This window comes from Flavonifractor sp. An91, from assembly GCF_002159225.1.
Lineage (GTDB): Bacteria > Bacillota > Clostridia > Oscillospirales > Oscillospiraceae > Flavonifractor > Flavonifractor avicola.
On record NZ_NFHA01000001.1, the window covers coordinates 103,029 to 127,058 of the forward strand.

The 24,030-nt window shown below is 57.7% G+C and carries 23 protein-coding genes and 1 riboswitch; of the genes, 11 read left to right on the forward strand and 12 right to left on the reverse strand.

Annotated features, from left to right (window positions below):
- Positions 1-88: 88 nt before the first annotated feature.
- The 5 genes from B5G42_RS00500 to hprK form a co-directional block, all read right to left on the reverse strand.
- Positions 89-1,273, reverse strand: a complete 1,185-nt coding sequence (locus B5G42_RS00500; RefSeq protein ID WP_087265662.1) for a DUF4179 domain-containing protein — start codon at positions 1,271-1,273, stop codon at positions 89-91.
- Positions 1,254-1,754, reverse strand: a complete 501-nt coding sequence (locus B5G42_RS00505; RefSeq protein WP_087265664.1) for an RNA polymerase sigma factor — start codon at positions 1,752-1,754, stop codon at positions 1,254-1,256. Before B5G42_RS00505 ends, B5G42_RS00500 begins: the two co-directional genes overlap by 20 nt.
- Positions 1,755-1,858: 104 nt before the next feature.
- On the reverse strand, positions 1,859-2,878 hold the full coding sequence (locus B5G42_RS00510; RefSeq protein ID WP_087265667.1) for an SGNH/GDSL hydrolase family protein: 1,020 nt from the start codon (positions 2,876-2,878) through the stop codon (positions 1,859-1,861).
- Between the two features lie 15 nt (positions 2,879-2,893).
- Entirely contained in the window at positions 2,894-4,336 is a 1,443-nt protein-coding gene (locus B5G42_RS00515; protein WP_087265669.1) for an MBOAT family O-acyltransferase, read from the reverse strand.
- An 89-nt stretch (positions 4,337-4,425) separates the two neighbouring features.
- The gene (gene hprK, locus B5G42_RS00520; RefSeq protein WP_087188237.1) at positions 4,426-5,379 is read right to left on the reverse strand and encodes an HPr(Ser) kinase/phosphatase; all 954 of its coding nucleotides are present in this window, start codon (positions 5,377-5,379) and stop codon (positions 4,426-4,428) included.
- A 524-nt stretch (positions 5,380-5,903) separates the two neighbouring features.
- Here hprK and rpmB point away from each other — a divergent pair.
- Positions 5,904-6,092 carry a 50S ribosomal protein L28 gene (rpmB, locus tag B5G42_RS00525; protein ID WP_087188236.1) on the forward strand — a complete coding sequence of 63 codons (189 nt, stop codon included), beginning with the start codon at positions 5,904-5,906 and terminating at the stop codon, positions 6,090-6,092.
- Between the two features lie 116 nt (positions 6,093-6,208).
- The gene (locus tag B5G42_RS00530; RefSeq protein ID WP_087188235.1) at positions 6,209-6,547 is read left to right on the forward strand and encodes a histidine triad nucleotide-binding protein; all 339 of its coding nucleotides are present in this window, start codon (positions 6,209-6,211) and stop codon (positions 6,545-6,547) included.
- A 42-nt stretch (positions 6,548-6,589) separates the two neighbouring features.
- Here the strand turns inward: B5G42_RS00530 and B5G42_RS00535 are convergent, their stop codons facing one another.
- On the reverse strand, positions 6,590-7,537 hold the full coding sequence (locus B5G42_RS00535) for an alpha/beta fold hydrolase (protein WP_087188234.1): 948 nt from the start codon (positions 7,535-7,537) through the stop codon (positions 6,590-6,592).
- A 113-nt stretch (positions 7,538-7,650) separates the two neighbouring features.
- Here B5G42_RS00535 and pepT point away from each other — a divergent pair, with 113 nt between their 5' ends.
- Entirely contained in the window at positions 7,651-8,862 is a 1,212-nt protein-coding gene (pepT, locus tag B5G42_RS00540; RefSeq protein ID WP_087265672.1) for a peptidase T, read from the forward strand.
- A 130-nt stretch (positions 8,863-8,992) separates the two neighbouring features.
- Here the strand turns inward: pepT and B5G42_RS18810 are convergent, their stop codons facing one another.
- From B5G42_RS18810 to B5G42_RS00555, 4 genes are all read right to left on the reverse strand, one after another.
- Positions 8,993-9,118, reverse strand: a complete 126-nt coding sequence (locus B5G42_RS18810; RefSeq protein ID WP_275532422.1) for a hypothetical protein — start codon at positions 9,116-9,118, stop codon at positions 8,993-8,995.
- A 448-nt stretch (positions 9,119-9,566) separates the two neighbouring features.
- Complete coding sequence (locus tag B5G42_RS00545; RefSeq protein ID WP_087265674.1) at positions 9,567-9,950, reverse strand: hypothetical protein; 384 nt, start codon at positions 9,948-9,950, stop codon at positions 9,567-9,569.
- Between the two features lie 119 nt (positions 9,951-10,069).
- Positions 10,070-12,910, reverse strand: coding sequence for a DNA methyltransferase (locus B5G42_RS00550; RefSeq protein ID WP_343286675.1), 2,841 nt, complete (start codon positions 12,908-12,910; stop codon positions 10,070-10,072).
- A 75-nt stretch (positions 12,911-12,985) separates the two neighbouring features.
- Positions 12,986-13,597, reverse strand: a complete 612-nt coding sequence (locus B5G42_RS00555) for a LysE/ArgO family amino acid transporter (RefSeq protein WP_087265678.1) — start codon at positions 13,595-13,597, stop codon at positions 12,986-12,988.
- Between the two features lie 115 nt (positions 13,598-13,712).
- On the opposite strand from B5G42_RS00555, the gene B5G42_RS00560 reads away from it, so the two are divergent.
- Positions 13,713-14,033 carry a winged helix-turn-helix transcriptional regulator gene (locus tag B5G42_RS00560; RefSeq protein WP_343212783.1) on the forward strand — a complete coding sequence of 107 codons (321 nt, stop codon included), beginning with the start codon at positions 13,713-13,715 and terminating at the stop codon, positions 14,031-14,033.
- A 42-nt stretch (positions 14,034-14,075) separates the two neighbouring features.
- Here B5G42_RS00560 and B5G42_RS00565 read toward each other — a convergent pair whose 3' ends face one another.
- Positions 14,076-14,288 (reverse strand): hypothetical protein, encoded by a 213-nt coding sequence (locus B5G42_RS00565; RefSeq protein WP_242955375.1) that lies wholly within the window; start codon positions 14,286-14,288, stop codon positions 14,076-14,078.
- Positions 14,289-14,394: 106 nt separating this feature from the next.
- Here B5G42_RS00565 and B5G42_RS00570 point away from each other — a divergent pair, with 106 nt between their 5' ends.
- The 6 genes from B5G42_RS00570 (at position 14,395) to ribE (ending at position 21,710) form a co-directional block, all read left to right on the forward strand.
- Positions 14,395-16,575: a DNA topoisomerase III gene (locus tag B5G42_RS00570; protein WP_087265680.1), complete on the forward strand. Its 2,181-nt coding sequence runs from the start codon at positions 14,395-14,397 to the stop codon at positions 16,573-16,575.
- Positions 16,576-16,607: 32 nt separating this feature from the next.
- Positions 16,608-17,993 carry an alanine/glycine:cation symporter family protein gene (locus B5G42_RS00575; protein ID WP_087188228.1) on the forward strand — a complete coding sequence of 462 codons (1,386 nt, stop codon included), beginning with the start codon at positions 16,608-16,610 and terminating at the stop codon, positions 17,991-17,993.
- Positions 17,994-18,040: 47 nt separating this feature from the next.
- Positions 18,041-18,158, forward strand: a riboswitch (FMN riboswitch).
- Between the two features lie 121 nt (positions 18,159-18,279).
- Entirely contained in the window at positions 18,280-19,386 is a 1,107-nt protein-coding gene (gene ribD / locus B5G42_RS00580; RefSeq protein WP_087265684.1) for a bifunctional diaminohydroxyphosphoribosylaminopyrimidine deaminase/5-amino-6-(5-phosphoribosylamino)uracil reductase RibD, read from the forward strand.
- Positions 19,367-19,996, forward strand: coding sequence for a riboflavin synthase (locus B5G42_RS00585; protein WP_087265686.1), 630 nt, complete (start codon positions 19,367-19,369; stop codon positions 19,994-19,996). Before ribD ends, B5G42_RS00585 begins: the two co-directional genes overlap by 20 nt.
- 15 nt (positions 19,997-20,011) lie before the next feature.
- Positions 20,012-21,241 carry a bifunctional 3,4-dihydroxy-2-butanone-4-phosphate synthase/GTP cyclohydrolase II gene (locus B5G42_RS00590; RefSeq protein ID WP_087265688.1) on the forward strand — a complete coding sequence of 410 codons (1,230 nt, stop codon included), beginning with the start codon at positions 20,012-20,014 and terminating at the stop codon, positions 21,239-21,241.
- A gap of 1 nt (position 21,242) precedes the next feature.
- On the forward strand, positions 21,243-21,710 hold the full coding sequence (gene ribE / locus B5G42_RS00595) for a 6,7-dimethyl-8-ribityllumazine synthase (RefSeq protein WP_087188224.1): 468 nt from the start codon (positions 21,243-21,245) through the stop codon (positions 21,708-21,710).
- A gap of 43 nt (positions 21,711-21,753) precedes the next feature.
- On the opposite strand, the gene B5G42_RS00600 is transcribed toward ribE, so the two are convergent.
- On the reverse strand, positions 21,754-22,656 hold the full coding sequence (locus B5G42_RS00600; protein WP_087265690.1) for an RluA family pseudouridine synthase: 903 nt from the start codon (positions 22,654-22,656) through the stop codon (positions 21,754-21,756).
- Positions 22,657-22,796: 140 nt separating this feature from the next.
- On the opposite strand from B5G42_RS00600, the gene hemW reads away from it, so the two are divergent.
- The gene (hemW, locus tag B5G42_RS00605; RefSeq protein ID WP_087265692.1) at positions 22,797-23,999 is read left to right on the forward strand and encodes a radical SAM family heme chaperone HemW; all 1,203 of its coding nucleotides are present in this window, start codon (positions 22,797-22,799) and stop codon (positions 23,997-23,999) included.
- Positions 24,000-24,030: the final 31 nt, after the last annotated feature.

Below are 24,030 nucleotides of genomic sequence, written 5' to 3' on the forward strand. Positions count from 1 at the left end.
ATCACAGTGTTTCCAGTTTTGCAAGGATTTTTTCGCAGCAAAAAATGAAAAAGAGCCCGGATCATTCCGAGCTCTTTTTCGCCTGGATTCAGCTGTTCTTCCACCTTTCATTGACCTGGTTCCAGTAGGTCTCGTTACGGAAATAGTGGGGGGTGAAGCGGAAGTGGATCACCGCGTCACTCTCTTCCTCCCCATACGCCAGACTGTTGTCGCCTACAAAGACGATATCTTTGATCTGGGCCACATCAATGGGGGAGTCCAACTCAAAGCGGACGTGGTCAGCCCGGAAGAAGGTCTGCCCCGCGTCGTCGTGGAACACATCCTGAACGCCGCCGCCCTTTTCAAACTTGGTCCACACCTGGGTACCGTCCTCCAGCAGCACATACACCTGCCAGGGGCCCTGGGCCTCGAACGCAGCATCGTAGGCCGCCCCGTCTGGGATCACCAGATCCATGGCCACGCTGACCGGTGAGATGGTCAGATTTTCCGCCGTGGCCAGCGTGACGCCGTTCAGATTTACGCCGCAGCGCCCCTCAAAGGAGTAGATCTCCGCCGTGGTCTCGATCGGAATGGCGAGGGTAAAGTCCATTCCGGACAGCACACAGGTCTCTTTCCCGTCTTCCAGTGCCCACAGGTTGGACAGGTGGGTAACCTTCAGCCAGGTCGCTTCTTCAGGCAGGGTCTCATCGCAGGTAATCTGGAGCATCAGGGGGATCACTTGGTCGGTGGTATCCGTATCGTCCACTGCCCGGAACCCCCAGCCCCAGCTGCGGGGGTCCACCCGCTGGGTGCAAGCCTCATCTCCATAGAAGGCTGCGGAGCAGTCCCCCTCTTCCTCCCCCAGCCAGAAGTTCCGGCCGTCCGCCGTCTCCTCCGGTATGGGAAGCACCACCCCTGCCGGAGCGGTGAAGTCCAGCATCACATAGACCCGCTCCTGATCCTTGACCACCTCTTTGACGATAATGGAGGCACCGGAGCCATTTTGATCCTCAAAGACCAGATTCAACTGCTCCGCGCCCAGCTGCTGGGCCTGAGCATCATCGGTAATACCAAACAGTTCCCGGAAGGCGGGAGATACCCCTGCCAGAGATACCGCGCCTACCGCCCCCACCAGCAGGGAGATGGCCGCTGCCGCAGCCACCAGAACCCGGTAGGGCAGGCGCATCCGCCGCGCCGTCGTGGTCGCACGCTCCGCCGTCAGGCGGCGGGTCAGTTCATTCTTTTCCTCCGGCGAAAATTTCAGCCGGTCCAGTTCATCTCGATAGCTTGCCATAGCCCTGTACCTCCAATCCCAGTCTCAGCTTCTGTCTGGCCCGGCTCATCCGGGCCCGTACCGCATCCGCCCGGATACCCAGGATATCCGCAATTTCATTGGTGTCATAGCCCATATAATAATAGAGCACCAATACCTCCCGGTACTTGGCAGGTAGCTGCTGGACCTCCTCCAGCACGCCCCCCTCTTCCGGTTGGAAAGCCGCCTGTTCGGCCACCGTATCCAGCCCCACTGTCCGGGTACGCCAGGGACTGCGCCGCAAATTTTTGCACAGATTGATGGTCACCCGAATCAGCCAGGCCCGCTCGTGCTCCCGGCTTTCAAAGATGGGGGCGTGGTCCAGCCTCTTAAGCAGCGCCTCCTGGCACACATCCTGTGCGTCCGGCACATTGTTCAGCAGCGAGTAGGCCAGCCGCAGCAGCTGATCGGAATAAGTGTCCACCAGCCGCCGGGCCAGCGCCTCCCTGTCCTGTCCTTCCATGGTCCTCCCTCCTTGCCTTGTGGATTGGAACGCGTTCACCTGGAATACACCTGGGCAAAGCCAAACGTGACAAAACCTCCGGCCGAAGCCGGAGGTTTTTCAAGTCAGCTCTGGTTTTTCTCCCGCCACCAGGCGGCAGATTCCTGCCAGGCAGCGGTATTTTCCGTAGTCTGAGTTCTGGGGACCAGCCCCACCTCGTCTGTCAGGAATCGGCCCAGCCAGGCGGAGAAAATAGCTGCCCCGTCCTGGTTCAGGTGGCCGCCATCGTAGAGATGCTCCGTGGGGATCAGCCCCATCTCCTCGAAGCTGTCCGACCAGTTGTATACCAGCGTCTCCCCATCCAGAGCCAGAATGTCTGCCGTATTGCGGGCGTACTGTTCCTGGGTGCAGCGGGTATAGCTGGGATTGAAGGTAATGATGGGCTGGGCACCGTGTTCCCGGCAGAGGGCCAGGATCTTGCCCAGCCACTCCAGGTTGGCGGCGTAGTCCTCCTCCGACACTGTGCGGTTACCTTCCACCACCGTTTCTCCCACGCCGTCCAGTACCTGATCCACCGGCGTAAAGCCCTTGTAGTGGTCCCCCTGTACCGGGATTACCGCTTTTTTCAGGTCGCTTTTCCGCAGCTCCTTCCACCGGCTGTGGTAGAGGGACAGGTCAAAGAGCAGTCCGGTCCGCAGGTCCTCCTCAGACGCTGTGAAAATAGCGCCCAGTTTGTTGACCGAGAAGGGCATCTGGCTCACATTCTGCTGGGTATAGTTCTGGTACTGCTTAAAGTACAGAGAGGTACCCTCCAGCACCACGGCGGAGGGAGACTGGGTTTGGAAAATCTCCTTCAAATACCAATAGGTAATGGACAGAGGCTGTTCCGAGCCTCCCATCACATACCCCGTCAGGCCGGAGGCATCGTACACCACCGAGGGGTTGAAATCGCAGTAGGCAAAGGAGCTGCCCAGATAGATCACGTCCAGGCTGTCCTCCGGTTCCGCCCGGAAGGCACTCCAGGTGGCTCCGTACATGGTCTGTGAGGGCCGCAGAACGTCGGAGATAAAATTGACCATCACTGCCGTCAGCAGCAGGAAGAGGAGGGCAAAGAAGCACTCTTTCCCCTTGTTCAGGCGCTTCATTGGTGTATCCCCTCCTTAAAAACTAAATCCATACATAAAATCCTGAGCGTCATACCCTGCTCCATAGCTGCCGAAGATCAGGCAGCCAAAGAGGAGCACCCACAGGATGCACCACCGTACCAGCCGGGGCTGTTGCAAATAGGTCTTCCATAGATTGTATCGCTTGCTCAACAAATCTACCAGCAAGAGCAGCAGAAGCCCTGCAGCGGCCGCCAGCAGCTCCCACCGGTCCAGGCCCATGCTCTGGCGCACCCACAGAGGGCCGTGGAGCATCCCGCCCAGAACCGCCAGGGCATTGGACAGAGAACTGGCCTTGAAGAACACCCAGGCCACCGTGGCCAGCAGAAAGGTGATCAGGATCTGCACCCCATGCCGGAAGGGACCGTCCTCCCTGATGTGGAGCAGCCGGTACCCGCCATCCCGCAGGGGCGCAGTAACCGCCCCCATCACCTGATAGAGGCCGTTGAGCACGCCCCACACTACAAAGGTCATGGCCGCCCCGTGCCACAGGCCGCTGACTGCAAAGACGATGAGTACATTCAGATATTTTCTGGCCGCGCCCCGTCGGGAGCCGCCCAGGGGGATGTAGAGGTAGTCCCGGAACCAGCTGGTCAGGGACATATGCCACCGCCGCCAGAATTCCGCAATGGTGCGGGAAAAATAGGGGGTATCGAAGTTCTCACGCAGGGTGAAGCCCATGCTGTGGGCCACCCCCAGGGCCATGTCTGTGTAAGAGGAAAAGTCACAGTAGATCTGAAGGGAAAAGGCCACCGCCGCTCCCATCACCTGCACTGCGCCAAAACTCTCCGGCGCGTCAAAGATGGTGTTAACCAGCACCGCCAGCCGGTCGGCCAGCACCATCTTCTTAAAAGCGCCCCACAGGAAGCGCACCAGTCCCTGCCGGAACCTGTCCCAGTCGAAGGGGTGGGGCTGCCGGAACTGAGGGGTGAGCTCTGCCGCCCGTCCGATGGGGCCGGACACTACCTGGGGGAAGAAGGAGAGAAACAGGGCATGGAGCAGGAAATTTCCCTGGGCCTCCGCCTTGCCCCGCCATACGTCGATTACATAGCCCATGGCCTGGAAGAGGTAGAAGGAGATACCCACCGGCAGCACAATGTCCAGTACCGGCACATTCCAGGCAATCCCCATGCCGTGAAGAACTTCTCCCACCATAGATAGGGCGAAGTTGACATATTTGAATAGGAAAAGCAGTACCACGTCGGTCAGCAGGCAGAGCACCAACACCCACCGCTTTTTCTTCTTTCCTAGGGAGATCCCCGCCACATAGGAGGTGAGGATCACAAAGAGCAGCAGGGTGAGATAGACCGGCTTGGCACACAGATAGAAAAACCAGCTTGCCAACAGCAGCCACAGGTTCCGCACCTTCCGGGGCAGCAGAAAATAGCCCAGCGCTGTTACCGGAAAAAAGCAGAAGAAGGGCAGGGATAAAAAGGTCAAGAGCGGTCACATCCTTTAAAAAGCCCGCCGGGCTTTGCTCCGGGGCCTCTGGCTCCGAAGTCCGCCGCGGCGGGCCGTGATCTGAGGGATTACTTGTTCATCTGGGCGCTCATGGCCTGGTCAAAGTGCTCGTTGATCTGCTTGGTGAACTCCAGAGCGGCGTTGTAGCCCATCTTCTTGTGGCGGTTGTTCATGGCCGCCACCTCGATGATGACCGCCAGATTCCGGCCCGGCTTCACCGGAATGGTGAGGGAGGGCACCTGTACGTCCAGAATGGTGGTGTACAGGTTCTCCAGGCCCAGCCGGTCATACATGGCCCCGTCCTTCCACTGCTCCAGGCTGATGACCATGTCGATCTCCGCCTCTTCTTTAACAGCGCTCATACCGAAGAGGCGGCGCACGTCAATGACGCCGATGCCCCGCAGTTCGATATAGTGGCGGATGAGCTCGGGCGCAGTACCCATCAGGCCGCCGGTGACAGTCTGCTTGATCTCCACCGCGTCGTCGGCGATGAGGCGGTGTCCACGCTTCACCAGCTCGATGGCGGTCTCACTCTTGCCCACGCCGGACTCGCCCAGCAGCAGCACGCCCTCGCCATATACCTCCACCAGCACACCGTGGCGGGTGATGCGGGGAGCCAGGTAGGATTTCAGGGAGGCAATGATGGTGCTCATGAGCACACTGGTGGTGTCCTGGCTGCGAAGCACCGTCCGGTCATATTTCTCCGCCATCTCCATGCACTCCGGGAAGGGATCAATGCCCCGGGAGACGATAAGGGCAGGAATATCCTGGCTCAGCAGCAACTCAAAGCTCTCCCGCCTCTGATCCGGTGTCAGGCCCGAGAGGTAGGTATCCTCCACCTTGCCAATGACCTGGAGCCGATGGGGATCGAAGTAGTCAAAAAATCCGGTAAGCTGCAGGCCGGGACGATTCACGTCCTCCGTGCAGATAGCCTGGTCCTCATAGCCCTCCGCCCCGCGGAGCACCTCCAGATTAAACTTTTTGATCAATTCGCCCAGTTTGACGGTGTACAAGCTTTCCATAGCTCTTCCTCCTATAAAGGCGGGTTGTCCCCCGCCGGTCATTTCAAAGCGATTTGTTTTATTATAATGCGTACTGAACAAAGCCACAAACCTTGAAAACCAAGGTTTTCAAGGCCAAATGGCTTTGTTCAAGTGCAAGGGTTTTGGACGATCTCGTCCAAAAAACCTCGCACTTTCCGTTGGTGCGTTGAGACGCGCCAACGGAAATACGCATTGTAACAATGGCTGAATTTCATAAAAACGGCCACTTCGAGCTGTTTTTATGAAATTGCGCGGCTACCTCCGCGCGAATAAACCGCATCGCGGTTTATTCAGTAGACATTATTATACCATTCTCTCCTCCCGATTTGCAACCGGGAAGGCAATTTGCCAAAAGAAGCGGTGTGGTAAGAACCTGTGTACAGGCCCCTGCAGAAAAATTCCAGTCATTTTGAAAAAAGCACTTGCATTTTTTCGAAAGTTCTGCTATCATATCGTTCGATGCTTTTGTAAGCGTATCCTGACGAGCGAGGAGGTATAAGTGAATGGCCAAATGTGAATTTTGCGACAAGGGTGTCGTGTTCGGTATTAAGGTGTCCCACTCTCACCGCCGCACCAACCGCCCCTGGAAGCCCAATGTGAAGCGCGTCAAGGCGATCGTCAACGGCACGCCCAAGCACGTTTATGTGTGCACCAGATGCCTCCGTTCGGGTAAGGTCACCCGCGCTGTGTGATTGACCGATAGAAAAAGGACTGCCCAGTCGGGCGGTCCTTTTTTCGTTTTCAGGCATGACAAGCCCTCCCTTCTGTGCTATACTGGACCCAGCTTGACAAATGAGGAGGTCCTGCTATGAGCGACTGTCTGTTCTGTAAGATCGCCGCCGGGGAGATCCCGTCCAACAAGGTCTACGAGGACGATCAGGTCTTTGCCTTCTATGACATCGATCCCCAGGCGCCCACCCATTTCCTGGTGATCCCCAAAGCCCACATCGGCTCCTGCGGCGAGATCACCGCCGACAACGCCGGTGTGGTGGCCCATATCTTTGAGGTCATCTCCAAAGTGACCGCCCAGCTTGGCATCACCGACTTCCGGGTGGTGTCCAACTGCGGAGAGCAGGCGGGCCAGTCGGTCCACCACCTGCACTTCCATGTGCTGGCAGGCCGGGATATGACCTGGCCTCCGGGCTAATCCCCCAAAGAAAAGCGGCCGCGCTGTGCGCGGCCGCTTTTGTCATGCCTCTTTCTTCTTTAAATGCCCCTCCAGCCAGGCCAGCACATCCTCATAGACCTGCTGGTGGTTGGTCTCATTGAGCATTTCGTGGCGGCCCTCCGGGTAAAGCTTGACGGCAACATCCTTTACACCCGCCTCCTTGAACCAGCGGGCCACTTTTTTGACACCTTTGCCCTGCTGGCCCACCGGGTCCCGGTCTCCGGCAAAGAAGTATACCGGCGTATTCGGGTCCAGCCGGGCCAACGTGCTCTTCCTGGCCAGCAGATTGAGCCCGTGCATCATGTCGTGGAACATACTCACCGTGGGCAGGAACTGGCACAGGGGGTCGGCGCAGTAGGCGTCCACCACCGCCTGATCCCGGGAGATCCAGTCCGCCCCGGTGCGGGTGGGCTTGAACTGCTTGTTGTAGGCCCCAACGGACAGGTTGTCCAGCAGTTTGCTGTGGGCCCTGGGGCCTTTGGTTTTCAGAAGCAGGCCGGAGAGGGCCAGCCCCGCGTTCACTTTGGCGGGCGCTTCCTGGCCTGTACCCGACAGGATGGCCCCGTCCACTGTACCCGGCCAGTAACTGAGATAACCCCGCACCACAAAGGAGCCCATGGAGTGACCCATGATAAAATAGGGAGCCTCCGGGCAGGCCTCCCCTGCCAACCGCCGCAGGGTGCGGGTGTCCTTCAGCACATACTTCCACCCATCTTTGTCGGCAAACCAGCCGTACTCCGACGGGTCCGTCGCCGTGCGGCCGTGGCCCAGATGGTCGTGACCCACCACCCAGTAGCCGCACTCTGCCAGAAACCGGGCAAAATCGTCATACCGGCCGATATACTCCGAAATTCCGTGGACCAGCTGCACGATAGCCCTGGGCCGCTCCGTCTCCCCTTTCCACCAGGTGGCTCCCACCAGATGGACTCCATCGCTGGAGGGGAAGGTAAATTCCTGCGTCGTCACCATAGAAATCCGGCTCCTCTTATGGTATAATATTGGGTGCTATTTAGTTTAGTCTATTCCATTGCCCGGTATCCGTCAAGAGCAAGGGACGGAAACCGGGAGAAAGGACGCGGAACATGAACGCTGCGGAACGCTTTTTGAAGTATGTTACCTACGACACTCAGTCGGACGAACACAGCCAGACCACTCCCACCACCGAAAAGCAGAAGGTACTGGGGGAGACCCTGGCCGCGGAACTGAGTCAGATGGGTCTGCACAACGCCCACATGGACGAATACGGCTACGTCTACGCCTGGCTGCCCGCCACTCCGGGCTGTGAGGGCATCCCCTGCATGGGCCTTATCGCCCACATGGACACCTCCCCCAGCGCCCCCGGCGCCGATGTAAAGCCCCGCATTGTCCACTATGAGGGGGGCGACATCCTCCTCAACGAGGAAAAGCAGATCACCATGAAGGCCGCCGAGTTTGAGAGCCTGTCCAAATATGTGGGCCAGGATCTGATCGTCACCGACGGCACCACCCTGCTGGGAGCCGACGACAAGGCCGGTGTGGCGGAGATCATGTCCGCTGTGGAATATCTCACCCTCCACCCCGAGATCCCCCATGGCCGCATTGCCGTGGGCTTCACCCCCGACGAGGAGGTGGGCAGCGGTGCCGACCACTTCGACGTGGCGGGCTTCGGCGCGGCGGTGGCCTATACCGTGGATGGCGGCGAACTGGGCGAGCTGGAGTATGAAAACTTCAACGCCGCCAGCGCTCAGATCACCATTCATGGCGTGAACATCCACCCCGGCTCGGCCAAAAACAAGATGAAGAGCGCCATTCTCATGGCCGTGGAGCTGGTCAATCTGCTGCCTCCCGCAGAGACCCCTGCCCACACCGAGGGCTACGAGGGCTTCTACCACCTGTGCGAGATGTCCGGCGACGAGACCACCGCCACCCTCTCCTATATCATCCGGGACCACGACCGGGCCAAGTTTGAGGACCGCAAGGCCTGCCTGACCCGCATTGCCGACTATCTGAACGCCAAATACGGCGCCGGCACGGTGGAGCTGGAGCTGAAGGATTCCTATTACAATATGCGGGAGCAGATCGAGCCCCATATGTACCTGATCCATCGGGCCCGGGCCGCCATGGAGGCGGTGGGGGTCACGCCCCTGGAGGTGCCCATCCGGGGCGGTACCGACGGCGCCCGGCTCAGCTATATGGGTCTTCCCTGCCCCAATCTGTGTACCGGCGGCGTCAACTTCCACGGGGTCCACGAGTATATCCCGGTGGACGCCCTGCACAAGATGACCGACGTGCTGGTCCATCTGGTGAAGGCCTGAACCTTTGAACAATCATGAAAAAGTCCCCTCCGAACGGAGCAATGTCATTAAGTTAGGTTTTTTTACGGCCTAGAAAAATACCCACCCTTGATTTTTTAGAAATCAAGGGTGGGTATTTTATTGGGAATGCTTAATGCTCTTTTGCCTTATGCTCTGCAAGAGTTTTTCCTGCCTTGCTTTTGGCCTTGCTGGTAGATGACTTGGTTGCAAGTGTTTTAGCGGCTTTTCCTACTTTGCCACCATGGTGTACTGCCATTGAATGGTCTCCTTTCAACGATGAGGGGGATGAAACCGCCAACATCCTCCCTAGAGATTAGTTACTGCTTGCTAGCCTGAACAGGAATGCGGAACGCATTCAGGCCATACGCCTTGGCATAAATCCGTCTACCACTACGAGTAGTGATATATGCCGTGTAAACGTAAGTAACCGACGAATCGTCCCGTTCAGTTCGAACTAACTTCATGTCATTATTCAAACGCTCGTCCTCCTTTCCAAAAGATTTTCAGTGACTTGATAAAAACAAGTTATAGACAAATCACTGAAACCTCTTGAAAAAAGCAGAGACGACCATATACTTTAATTTGTCAGGAGTAAAGTATATGGGCGGTTTAGCCGTCTGAACTTTTCTCAACAGGGCCTTGACTGAGCTGCAACTCAGTCAAGGCTTTTTATATGTCATCCGGGCGTTGCCGGGAGACACCAATTAGGTGAGTATGGAAGCTTTGGAAAGGTCAAACACAATAGCCCGTTCCTCACGAAGCAATACTCCGTCAGCGCGGTATCCGTTTTCTTTGAGGTTCCATCCCATTACGCGCTCCAGTGTGTTCAATAAATCGCGCGCGTTCCATCTTACAGATAGTACGCCGGACGCTTTTGGACGATAAAATACAGTTGCATTTTTGTCATCTGAACTACACGCCTGGACTGCAACCTGTTTTGTTTCTGGATTGATAAGAAATTTTGCGTATTCTGGTTCGCCCAACTTGAGCGTTACTGACTTGTTGAAAGTGATGCCATTCTGCGTAAACGACGCATACGGAACTCCTTCCGAGAAATCAAAAGCTCTGAATCCATCCAATGCAGACATTTCCGCACCTCCTTTCACGCTATATTATATCAGACTCACGCTTATAATGCAACAGAAACCTCTGTCCTCTCTGCGCTTATTTAGTTCCATTTAGTGGCGTTTTGATTTCGTTTTACGTCTTAATTTTCGTTCTTTTCTTGCGTCAATCTCTGATACATCCGCATCAGTTCCGCCACACAGGAAGTCTCGGTGGTAGTCTTGATATCGAAGCCGTAGGCGCGCATAACAGCCTTGTCATTTTGCTGGTGGGCTTTTAACAATTTGGGAAGCAGATACATTTTCTCACCATACATCTCTGCAAAAGTCAGCTCAGGATACTGCGCCCGTGCGTCAAGGATGCCCTGAGCTGTTTGCTCAATTATAGCTTTCTGTGCGTCCGTTGGATTTGGCCAAGGAAATGTGTTATAAACAATTTCTTTTGAATACCTATAATCGCTTTTTAGCCTACCGCACACAGCACGCATCCACGCCATATGGACATTAGAGGTTAGCACTCCAAAGTGGTATAGAGTTGCATTGGGGATGATCTGAACTGCATTGGATGAAATTATATCTGAAGATGCAAATCCAATTGGAATATATTTTCGACGCTCAGAGGATACGCTCGGAACAATTAAAAAATCCGTGTCATCCGGCTGTGTTATCTGCGCAAACAGTTGAGGCACCTTTGCATAGCCATTTGTTGTTTTGGCTTTAGAGGAAAGACGAAACTGGCGAACCGCTTCAACCTTTTCTGCAAGAATTTTACTCCCCATAATATCTTTCGGTGAAGCATGTTTTAACCACAGACACCAGCGTTTTTTGCCTTTAATAAACTCGTCTGCACCAATATATGGATGAAGCCATATTTTAAGATCTGGCTCTTTCCCCAGAATCTGCTGGTACTCATCTTCTTTAATTACAAAAAATCCACCATCACGGGGCTGATTGCCAAAATTCATTTTAGGCATACCACAAAGAGAATCTTTAGCTGCTGTAACGAAAATATCGTTACCTTCTACAAGATATGGACTGATATTTGAAACGGTTTTCTTTTTCGAACCGTCCGAAAACAACCATTTTTCTTTTCGATTAAAACTAGCAAAACTTACAATGATACAATGAACCGCTGCCTGTGTAGATGACTCGCTAATCCATTTAAATGTTTGATAAGCATAATTTATATGGATTTGATAACTGTTAAATAAAACACTCCATAAAATAGGAACCTGCGAGCCTTGACAGATTGAGTTTGTAGAGACAAAACAAACCTGTATACCTGTTCCTCGAATGTGTTGTGCAGCCAGTTTATACCAACATGTAACATAGTCCAAATCCTGCACATCTTTAATATTGCCAAAAATCTCTTGAACTTCTTTTTTCTGGGCATTGTTCATCAGTCTTGCCCCCACAAACGGTGGGTTGCCCATGATATAATCCAGTTCATGCTTGGGCACCACGCTCTCCCAATCCATCCGCAGGGCGTTGCCCTCCACGATGTTGGCGTAGGATTTCAGCGGCAGGAAATCCAAAGACATATGGATGATGTCCTCAGTCTCCTTCATCATCTGGCTCTCCGCGATCCACAGGGCCGTCTTGGCCACGGTCACGGCGAAGTCGTTGATCTCGATGCCGTAGAACTGGCCGATGGAGACCTCAATGGGGTTGGTGAAATCCCCCATGGTGATCTGGTCGGAGAGGGACCGCAGGGCCTCGTTTTCCAGCTTGCGCAGGGAGATATAGGTCTCCGTCAGGAAGTTGCCCGAGCCACAGGCCGGGTCTAGGAATTTCAGGCCCGCCAGCTTATGCTGGAACTCCTTCAGGCGGCGTTTCCGGGTGGTCTCCACCGCCACAGCCTGAATCTCCGCCAGCTCCCCTTTCAAGTCCTCCAGAAACAGCGGGTCAATGACCTTGTGGATATTCTCGATGCTGGTATAGTGCATCCCGCCGGAGCGCCGGGTCTCCGGGTTCAGGGTGCTCTCAAACACAGCGCCGAAGATGGTGGGACTGATGGAGGACCAGTCAAAATCCGCGCTGGCCCGCTGGAGGATCAGTTCCACAATGGTCTCGTCCAGCCGGGGAATAATAATATGCTCATCGGCAAACAGCCCGCCGTTGACATAGGGAAAGGAAGCCAGATCATCGTCCATATAGGGGTCCCGGTCCTCCGGCCTGGTATCCAGCACCTGGAACAGATCCATCAGGGCACGGCGGGCGTCGCTCTGGTGGCGCTGCATATAGTCGTGAAATTTGCCGTGGCCCCCGAAAATCTCCGCGTCCTCGGCGTACAGGCAGAACACCAGCCGGACGCACAGGGCGTTCAGGCTCTTCAGCGTCTCCGGGGATTCCGGGTCCTTGTACTGCTTCAAAAGCGTATCGTACAGGGCACCCACGATCTCACCGGCCTGTAAGGAGATCTCCATCTCCTTTTTGATGTTTTCATCCCCGGTGTCCACCAGGAAATTCAGGCGGTGATATTCCTTCTCCAGGTCGGCCAGGGCCACAACTTCCGGCTCGTCATTAGGGCGGTTCATGTCGTGGACGTGGAACTCCCGGAAATTGCACACCACGATCCACCGGGGGTTCCTGTCGTGGGGCAGATAGCCCGCGTAACGGCGGGCCTGCTGATAGGGCGTCAGCATGGAGCCATCGGACTGCTTGTAGCCCCGCCGCAGGTCGATGTCCGCCCCCTTTTGCTCAATGAGGACACGGGTATCCTTGATATATCCGTCAATAAAGCTGACATGGTCCAGCTTCACAGGACACTCAAACTCAATGGCCTTCTCCGGCTCCGCCACACCGTAGACATTCCGAAGCAGGTCGATCCAGAAACGCTGGGTCTCCTGCTTCTCGTCGCCCCGGCCTGCCCAATAGGCTGTAAACTCCTTCGCCGCTGCCCTCTGCTGCACATCTGTCATGACTTCCGATCCTCCTGAGTGCTGATTTACTGTTTTTATTAAGCATAGCATAGACCGGTTCATATTTCCAGCCGCTGCATCAGATTCTCCTGCCGCCGGTTGGACAGAAAAAGTCCCCTCCGTTGGGAGGGGACTTTTTTACATCACCATTTGGAAGAACTGCCAAATCAGCTTGCCGCCGTAGAAAATAATAATAATACCGCAGACAATGTTGATGACCCGCAGGATCTTGTCGTTGAAGCGGGCGGAGAAGAGGGAGATCAGCACCGTGATGCCGAAGAACCACAGGAAGGAGGCGGTGGAGGAACCCAGAATCAGCTGGGTGCTCACCCCGCCGGGGTTGCCCGCCCGGAAGCCGCCGAACAGCATGGTACCGTCGATAATGGCCTGGGGATTGAACCAGGTGACCACGCAGGCCTTGGCCGCCACCTTGGGCAGGGAGATATTTACGTCCACATTGTTGTCCATGGTGGGCTTATCCCGCAGCAGACTGATACCAATCCAAATCACGATGGCGCCGCCCACCAGCAGAATGACCATTTGCAGCCAGGTGAAGTGTTCCATCAGCGCGCCGATGCCAAAGAAGCAGGCCAGCGCCAGGGTCACATCGAAGAATACCACGATGAGGGCAGTCAGCAGCGCCTTGTGCCGGGGCTGAGTCAGAGCTGAATTGATGACGAACAGGTTCTGCATTCCGATGGGGGCCACATAGGCCAGGCCAATGCCAAGACCGGTCAAATAGGGCGGCATGGAAATTCCTCCTAAAAAATACTTTTCATTTTTACAACCTGGTAGTATTATAGTACCTATCTTATCCCAACGCAAGAACGCAGAAATTTCGTACCAGGTAAGGAGGAACTGACCTGTGGAACATGAAAACTGTCCCTGCATGGATACCTGCCCTCTGAACCACGCCCTGTCCCTTATCGGCGGCAAGTGGAAGATGCAGATCCTGTGCTCCCTGTATAATAATGGCCCCACCCGGTACAACCAGCTGAAAAAGACCCTGGACGGGGTATCCAACACTGTGCTGGCCAATGCCCTTAGGGAGCTGGAGGAGGACAAGCTGGTCACCCGGACAGAGTATCTGGAGGTACCGGTGCGGGTGGAATACAGCATCACAGAGCCCTGCAAACAGCTGATCCCCATTCTGGATCAGTTGGGTAACTGGAGCATCTCCCTCTAAATGCAAAAAAGCCGCGGGCAAAGCCCGCGGCTGGATCAAAACTCAGTCTTTGTGGGTCATATTGAACTTGACCCGGTTCCAGAAGGTATCCTTCTCGTATCCCTTGGAGACCCGGAACTTCCATTCCGCGTCCCTGGCCTGCCTGCGGCAAACCCGCTCGGCAGAACTCATCCGGTCCTCGGGGGGCAAAGTCTGGCTCATCTTGATCTGCAAACCAGCAAACCCGAACATACTGTACTCCTTTCTCAGTCGCACCAGTAACAGGGATTCCTTCTGGCTTAAACATACCAGAGCGGTATCCAAAAGTCAACCGTTGAAAACCACCCAGAAACGCCGTTTAACGGCGGTTAGGAGAATCTATATGGCTAAAACATTGGTATTGGCGGAAAAGCCCTCGGTAGCGCGGGAATTGGCCCGTATGTTGGGCTGCAAAAAGTCCGGCGAGGGCTTTCTGGAGGGGGAGCGCTACATTGTCACCTGGGCCCTGGGCCATCTGGTGGAGCTGGCACCCCCGGAGGACTATGACAAGGCTTGGGCCAAGTGGGATATGCTTACTCTGCCCATGCTGCCCGACAGAATGAAAACGGTGGTCATTCCTCAGTCCGGGCGGCAGTTCCGGGCGGTACAGGCCCAGATGCGCCGTGGCGACGTCAGCGATCTGGTCATCGCCACCGACGCCGGCCGTGAGGGAGAATTGGTAGCCCGGTGGATCATGGAGAAGGCGGGCTGGAAGAAGCCGGCCAAACGGCTGTGGATCTCCTCCCAGACTGATAAGGCCATCAAGGAGGGCTTTGCCCACCTGCGCCCCGCCGCCGACTACGACAACCTGTACCACTCCGCCCGGGCCCGCAGCGTGGCCGACTGGGTGGTGGGCCTCAATGTCACCCGGGCTCTCACCTGCAAGTACAACGCTCAGCTGTCCGCCGGACGGGTCCAGACCCCCACCCTGGCCCTCATTGTGGACCGTGAGGAGGAGATCCGCAAGTTCCAACCCAAGGAATTTTATACCGTTTCCGTGAAGCTAAATGGCTTCACAGCAACATGGCGTGATAAAAACGGACAGGCCCGTATTTTCAGCAAGGAGCAAGCAGATTCCCTTGTCAATAAACTGGCTGGAAAGACCGCTGTGCTGACCGAAATCAAGCGCACCTGGAAGCAAACACCTCCGCCCGCTGCCTACGACCTGACCGAGCTGCAGCGGGATGCGAACAAAAAGTACGCCTACTCCGCCAAGGAGACCCTGTCCGTCATGCAGAACCTCTATGAGGTCCACAAGATCCTCACCTACCCCCGCACCGACTCCCGCTATATCTCCGACGATGTGGTACCCACCCTGCCTGAGCGGCTGCGCAGCGTGATGATCGACGAATACGCTCCCCTGGCCCGGCAGATCATGAGCCATCGTCCCCTTCAGACCCGCTATCTGGTAAACAACGCCAAGGTGAGCGACCACCATGCCATCATCCCCACCGAGGAGCAGGTGGACCTGTGGCGGCTGTCCGGGCCCGAGCGCAACATCTTCGACCTGGTGGCACGCCGATTTTTGGCGGTGCTGCTGCCCCCCTTCGAGTATGAGGAGGTCTCCCTCAAGCTGACCATCGACGGCGAGACCTTCCACGCCCGAGGCAAAATCGTGAAGGAGCCGGGCTGGAAGGCGGCCTATGATCGTTCCTTCGACCTGGAGGAGCCCGAGGATGAAGAGGAGCGGGAACAGTCTCTGCCCGACCTGCGCCAGGGGGACAAGCTGCCTGTGCTGTCCGTCCGGGCCAATGTGGGCAAGACCGCACCTCCCAAGCGGTACACCGAGGCCACCCTGCTCACCGCCATGGAGCACCCTGCCGCTCAGGTACAGGACCGGGACCAGAGTAAGATTCTGGAGGAAACCGGCGGCCTGGGCACCCCCGCCACCCGGGCAGATATCATTGAAAAGCTGTTCTCCGCTTTCTATATCGAGCGCCGGGGCAAGGAGTTGGTACCCACCTCCAAGGGGGTCCAAGTGGTAGGCCTGGCCCCTTCCGACCTGCGCTCGGCCTCTCTCACCGCCCAGTGGGAAAAGCGGCTGGGAGACATCGCCCAGGGCAAGGAGAAGGAGGATGCCTTCGTGGGCGAAATGAAGGGCTACGCCTCCCATCTGGTGGCCGAAGTGAAGGCCAGCGACGCCACCTATACCCACGACAATGTGACCCGTGAGAAGTGCCCTGACTGTGGCAAATTCCTGCTCAGCGTCAAGGGTAAACGGGGCAAGATGCTGGTGTGTCCCGACCGGGAATGCGGCTACCGCCGCTCGGTCACCCAGACCACCAACGCCCGCTGCCCCAACTGTCACAAGAAGATGGAGCTGCGGGGCGAGGGAGACAAGCAGCTCTTCGCCTGCGTGTGCGGCTACCGGGAACGGCTCAGCGACTTCAAGAAACGGCGGGAGACCAAATCCGCCGGTAAGGGAGATGTGCGCCGCTATCTCCAGCAGCAGGAACAGCAGAAGGACAGCGGCAACTCCGCCATGGCCGAGCAGCTGAAAAAGTGGCTGGAACAGAACAAATAAGAGAGAATTAGAGAGAGAAAAGAGGGATTTCTATGGATGTAATCGTATCCTTCATCAACTGGCTGGACGACTTTATCTGGGGTATCCCCATGATCGTGCTGCTCTTCGGCACCCACCTGTTTATGACGGCACGCACCGGCTTCATCCAGCGCAAAACCTTTACGGGCATTCGCCTGTCAGTGACCCGTGACCCCGACTCCCCCGGAGACGTGAGTCAGTTTCAGGCCCTCACAACCGCTCTGGCCTCCACCATCGGCACCGGCAACATCATCGGTGTGGGCACCGCCATTTTCCTGGGCGGCCCCGGCGCGGTGTTCTGGTGCTGGATCGCCGGCATCTTCGGTATTGCCACCAAGTACGCCGAGTCCCTCATCGCCGTAAAGTACCGGGTCCGCACCCCTGACGGTAAAATGCAGGGCGGCGCCATGTACGCGCTGGAGCGGGGCCTGGGCCTGAAATGGCTGGGCGTGCTCTTTGCCGCCCTGGCTGCGCTGGCCTCCTTCGGCATCGGCTGCGGCACCCAGATTAACGCCATTGCCGAGGTCATTGAGAACAACATCCCCCTGCCCATTCCGCCCATCGTGGTAGGCATTGTAGGCGGCCTGCTCACCGCCATCGTTATCATTGGCGGCATCAACTCCATTGCCAGCGTCTGTGAAAAACTGGTACCCTTCATGGCCGCCTTCTATGTACTGGGCTGTATCATCATCCTTGGCTTCAATTACGACTTCATCCTCCCCGCCATCGGCGCCATTGTTCGTCTGGCCTTCACCCCCGGCGCGGTGGCCGGCGGTCTGGTGGGTCAGGGTCTGATGATCGCCATGCGCTTCGGCGTGGCCCGCGGCCTGTTCTCCAACGAGTCCGGCATGGGCTCCGCCCCCTTGGTGGCCTCCGCGGCCCAGACCCGCAATCCGGTGCGTCAGGCCCTGGTGTCCGCCACCGGCACCTTTTGGGACACGGTGGTGGTGTGCCTCATGACCGGCCTGGTGCTGGTATCCACCATTATGAAAAATCCCGCCATCAACATGGCCGACATCACCGACGGCGGCAAGCTGACCACCCTGGCCTTCTCCCAGATCCCCGTACTGGGACCGGTAATTCTGGTGGTGGGTATCATCACGTTTGCCTGGTCCACCATCCTGGGCTGGTCCTACTACGGCGAACGGTGCGCCCAGTATTTGTGGGGCAAGAAGGCCATTCTCCCCTACAAGATTCTCTTTGTAGCCGTTGTGGTGGTGGGCCCCGTGCTGGCTCTGGACCTGGTGTGGACCATTGCTGATATCCTCAACGCCCTCATGGCCATCCCCAACCTGATCGCGGTTCTTTTGCTGTCCGGAGTCATCGCAAAAGAGACGAAATATTACCTGAGCCACCTGGACGAAGTGGACACCACGGAGATCCCCAGCGTAGATAAATAGTTGACAACACTTTTCCACAGTGCTATGATAAGGCCAACAAGTTCATATGCAGTCTTCAGGGCAGGGTGAAATTCCCGATCGGCGGTAAAGTCCGCGAGCGCGTAAGCGCAGGATTTGGTGCAATTCCAAAACCGACAGTTAAAGTCTGGATGGAAGAAGACGCCGGTGGGAATGAATCTTACCCCTGCTTTATATCCGTTTCATTCCGCCCCGTAGATGCTTTCTCAGCGCCCCGAAGTTGCTTCGGGGCGCTTTTTTCGTCCCGAAAAAGGAGGGACAAGCGAATATGAACGACACCGACTATATGGGGCTGGCTATAAAGCTGGCCCAACAGGGTACCGGATGGACCAGCCCCAATCCTCTGGTCGGGGCGGTGCTGGTGAAGGAGGGCCGCATCATTGGCCAGGGCTGGCACCGCCGCTGCGGCGGCCTCCACGCCGAGCGGGAGGCTCTGGCTGCCTGCACAGAGGACCCGACAGGAGCCACCCTGTATGTCACCCTGGAACCCTGCTGCCACCAGGGCCGCCAGCCCCCCTGCACTCAGGCCATTCTGGATGCGAGCATCGCCAAGGTGGTCATCGGCTCCCGGGACCCCAACCCCCTGGTCCACGGCAAGGGAGCGGCCCTGCTGCGGCAAGCCGGGGTAGACGTGGAAGAAGATTTCATGAGGGACCAGTGCGATACCATGAACCCGGTATTCTTCCACTACATCACCCACAAGACTCCCTATGTGGCCATGAAATACGCCATGACCGCCGACGGCAAGATCGCCTGCCATACCGGCCTGTCCCAGTGGGTCACCGGAGAGACCGCCCGGGCTCACGTTCAGACTCTGCGGCACCAGTACCGTGGCATTCTGGCAGGTATTGGTACGGTGCTCCAGGACGACCCCATGCTCACCTGCCGGATGGAGGGCGGCCGCAATCCGGTGCGCATCATCTGCGACTCCCAGCTACGCATCCCCCTCACCTCCAACCTGGTCCGCACCGCCAAGGAGGTGCCCACCATCGTGGCCTGTGCCTCCCCCATGCCTGACAAGCGGGCTGCCCTGGAGGGCCTTGGGATCACAGTACTGGACCTGCCCGGCGCCGACAGCAGAGTGGACCTGCCCGCCCTGATGACAGAGCTGGGAAAACGGGAGATTGACGGCATCCTGCTGGAGGGGGGTGGCGGACTCAATGAGTCCATGCTGCGGCAGAGACTGGTACAGAAAGTATACTGTTATCTGGCTCCCAAGCTGTTCGGCGGAGCGGAGGCCAAAAGCCCGGTGGAGGGCCGGGGAGTGGGCCGCCCGGAGGACTGCTGGCAGCTCTCTTCCCCCACCTGCACCCCCATGGGCGAGGACCTGCTGCTGGAATACGAGGTGATACAGAATGTTCACAGGAATCATTGAAGAACTGGGTACCATCCGCAAGGTGGGGCCGGGCAGTCTGGAATTGGCCGCCCACACCGTGCTGGAGGGCACCAAATTGGGTGACTCCATCGCGGTAAACGGGGTGTGCCTGACGGTAACCGCCCTCTCCCCCGCTGGTTTTACCGCCGACGTGATGCCGGAAACCTTCCGGCGCACTGGGTTGGGCGGACTGCATCCCGGCTCCCAGGTCAATCTGGAGCGGGCCATGGCGGCAGATGGACGTTTTGGTGGCCACATCGTCACCGGCCACATTGACGGTACCGGCACCGTAACCTCTCTGCGTCGGGAGGGCAATGCGGTGTGGGTCACCATCTCCGCCGCCCCGGAACTGCTCTCCGGTATTGTGGAGAAGGGCTCCATCGCCATTGACGGCATCAGCCTGACGGTAGCCGCCGTCACTGACCGGGATTTCTCCGTCTCCATCATCCCCCACACCGGGGCCCAGACCACCCTGCTGGACCGGAAGGCGGGAGACACCGTCAACCTGGAGACCGATATTTTGGGAAAGTACGTGGCCAGACTGCTGGGCCGGGAGGCACCCAAGCCCTCCGGCATCACCATGGAATTTCTGGCTCAACACGGATTTTAAAGGAGGATACATACCATGGGATTTGCCACCATTGAGGAGGCCCTGGAGGAGCTGCGGGCCGGACACCTCATCATGTGCATCGACGACCCGGACCGGGAAAATGAGGGCGATCTGATCTGCGCCGCCCAGTTTGCCACCACCGAGAACGTAAACTTTATGGCAGTCCATGCCAAGGGCCTGATCTGCACCCCCATGTCGGAGGCTGTGGCCGCCCGGCTGGGGCTGGAGCAGATGGTAAAGGTAAACACCGATAACCATCAGACCGCCTTTACCGTGTCCATCGATCATGTGGACACTACCACCGGCATCTCTGCCGAGGAGCGGGGGTTCACCTGCCGCCGGTGCGCCGCTCCCGACGCCAGGCCGGAGGAGTTCCGGCGACCCGGCCATGTGTTCCCCCTGGTGGCCCGCCGGGGCGGGGTGCTGGCCCGCAACGGTCACACCGAGGCCACGGTAGACCTGTGCCGCCACGCAGGCCTTGCCGAGTGCGGCCTGTGCTGCGAGATCATGCGGGAGGACGGCACCATGATGCGCACCACCGAGCTGCTGGAAAATGCCGCCGCCTGGGGTATCAAGGTCATCACCATCAAGGATCTCCAGGACTACTGCCGCCTCCACGACAAGCACGTGGTCCGGGAGGCGGTGGCCAAAATGCCCACCAAATACGGTGACTTCACCATCTACGGCTACACCAACGACCTCACCGGCGAAAGCCATGTGGCTCTGGTCAAAGGCGATATTGGGGACGGCATGGGGGTGCTGTGCCGGGTCCACTCCGAGTGCCTTACCGGCGACGTGTTTGGCTCCCAGCGGTGCGACTGCGGCCAGCAGCTGGCCGCTGCCATGGAGCGCATCGAAAAAGAGGGCCGGGGCGTGGTGCTCTATATGCGGCAGGAGGGCCGGGGCATCGGTCTCATCAACAAGCTGAAAACCTACACCCTCCAGGAGCAGGGCTATGACACGGTGGAGGCCAACATCAAACTGGGCTTCGCCCCCGACCTGCGGGAGTACTGGATCGGGGCGCAGATTCTCCGGGATCTGGGGATCAAGGAACTGCGGCTGCTCACCAACAACCCGGACAAGATCTACGGTCTGTCCGGCTTTGGCCTGGAGATCACCGAACGCGTTCCAATCGAGATCGCGCCCCAGGAACACGACCATTTCTATCTGTGGACCAAACGTGAAAAAATGGGCCACCTGCTGGAGCAGGTGACCGACGACGATAAGATTCAGGGAGGTATTTGACATGAACATTCTGGAAGGAAAACTGATCGGCAGCGAAAGCCTGCACATCGCCATTGTGGCGTCCCGATTCAACGAGTTTATCGTGAGCAAGCTGCTCTCCGGCGCAGAGGACGGCCTGGTACGTCACGGCATTCCCACCGAGAACATTGACGTTGCCTGGGTACCCGGTGCCTTTGAGATTCCGGTAGCTGCCCTCCACCTGGCCCAGAGCGGCAAGTATGACGCGGTAATCTGCCTGGGCGCTGTCATCCGTGGTTCCACCTCCCACTACGACTATGTGTGCGCCGAGGTGTCCAAGGGCGTGGCTCAGGCCTCTCTCCAGACCGGCAAGCCGGTGCTCTTCGGGGTGCTCACCACCGACACCATTGAGCAGGCCATTGAGCGTGCCGGCACCAAGGCAGGCAACAAGGGCTACGACTGCGCCCTGTCCGCCATCGAGATGGTCAATCTCTTCAGCAAACTGGGCTGAAACAGGACTAAAAGGGGCTGCTGCATTTTGCAGCAGCCCCTTTTTAACGCAGCAGCACTGCCATATCATCCGGCAGAGGTGCGGTCCAGTGGAGAGCCGCCCCGGTGATGGGATGGGTCAGAAAGAGCTCTGATGAGTGGAGGGCTGGCCGGGCAATGAGACCCTTGTCCTCCCTGCCGTAGAGGAAGTCGCCGGTGAGAGGACAGCCCAGCCATGCCATGTGGACCCGGATCTGATGGGTGCGGCCCGTCTCCAGAATGAGCTCTACCAGGGTCCGGTTCCCTGTCTGTTCTACTACCCGGTAGCAGGTGGCCGCAGGCTGGCCCGCCGGGTCCACCTGACGCTGGATCAGAGAACCAGGGACCCGCCCGATGGGGACCTCCACCCTCCCCTGTTCCGGCACCGGTACCCCGTCGCACACCGCCAGATAGATCCGCCGAAAGGCAGCCGTATGGAGCTGCTCCTTCAGCCGCTCCTGGGCCAACGGGTGTTTGGCAATCACCATCAGGCCGGAGGTACCCCTGTCCAGCCGATGGACCGGATGGACCCCCGCCGGTTCTCCCTTCTGCTGGTAGTAATAAGCTACATAGTTGCACAGGGTCTCTCTGCCGTTGCCTGCTCCAGGATGAACCGGTACACCGGGGGCCTTGTTGACCACCAGCAGGTCCTGGTCCTCATAGACCACATCCACCGGCCCAGGCGTGGGGGCCACAGCCTCAGGCCGCTCCGGATCGTCCACCCGCACCGAGAGAACCTGTCCCGCCGCTGCCCGCTGGCCGGTGATAGCCCGGACGCCATCCAGCAGGATGCCGTCCTCCAACCATTTGATCCGTTTGATCACAGTACCTGACAGTCCCAGCTCCCGGCGGAGCAAGGTGTCGATCTTCTCTCCATCCCATGCCGAGGCCACCGTCAGTATCAGCCGCCGTCCATCCTGTTGGGGCATTGTGTCCCCCTCCTCTCTTTTTTGAGTATAGCATGGCAGGCTATGCTTTTCAAATTGAGCTTTTTCATGTATAATAGTCAGATAAGCAAGTGATACTTGGGTAGCACCACTGCACCTTTCCAGGAAGCGAGGCGCCGTCTATGGCAGAAAAACTGGGCATCTACATCCACATTCCCTTTTGCCGCAGCAAATGCGACTATTGCGACTTCTACTCTCTGGCCGGGCAAGAGGGACGGATGGACGACTACCAGAAGGCCTTACTGGCCCATCTCAAGGAAACCGCCCCTCAGGCCAGAGGCTGGCAAATCGATACTGTCTACTTTGGAGGCGGCACACCCAGCTTTTATGGAGAAAAGCGGCTGCGGGAGCTGCTGCGGTTGATCGGCAAACGCTTTGATCTGGCTAAGGACGCGGAAATTACCGTGGAGTGCAATCCGGACAGTGTGGATCTGAAAATGCTCCAGGCCCTCCGTCGGGCTGGGGTCAACCGGCTCTCCCTGGGCGTTCAGTCCGCCTGTGACCAGGCCCTTCAGAGCCTTCACCGCCCCCATACCTTTGAACAGGCGGTTCAGGCTGTCACCCTGGCACGGCAGGCTAAGTTCCAGAACCTGAGTCTGGACCTGATCTACGGTCTGCCCGGTCAGGATCTGGCAAGCTGGCAGGACACGGTGGAGCAGGTTCTCACCCTCAAGCCGGAGCACCTGAGCTGCTACGGCCTGAAGGTGGAGTCGGGTACCCCTCTGGACTACCGGGTCTCCCGGGGCGAAAAGCTGCCCGACGATGACGCCCAGGCGGATATGTACCTCTGGACCGTGGAACGGCTGGAAAAAGAGGGCTACCGCCAGTATGAAATCTCCAACTTCGCCCGTTCCGGCTATCAGTCCCGCCATAATCTGAAGTATTGGATGGGCCATCCCTATATTGGCTTTGGCCCCGGCGCTCACTCCGACTTCGGCGGGCGGCGCTACTCCTTTATCCGGGACCTGGAGGGCTATATCTCCGGCGTTTTGGAGGGAGGCGTGGTGATCGACTCCTCCGACTTGATCCCCGCCCGGGAGCGGGGCAGTGAGTACCTCATGCTCCGGCTGCGTACCACCCGGGGCATTGAGGAGTGGGAATACCGCCGAGAGTTCTTCCTGGACTTCGACCCCATCGAGCAGAAGCTGGAGGACTATGAGCGCCACGGTTGGGCGGAGCGCCACGACCGCCGCTGGCATCTGACCCCCAAGGGTTTCCTGGTGTCCAATCAGCTCATTGGAGATCTGCTGGTGATCCAGGAAGAGGCGACCCTGGAGAAAACCCTTCCTCGATTGAAACAAGGCCGTCCCGAGGACGCAGAATAAAGATTTGGGTACAAATACCCCCGCTTGTTTA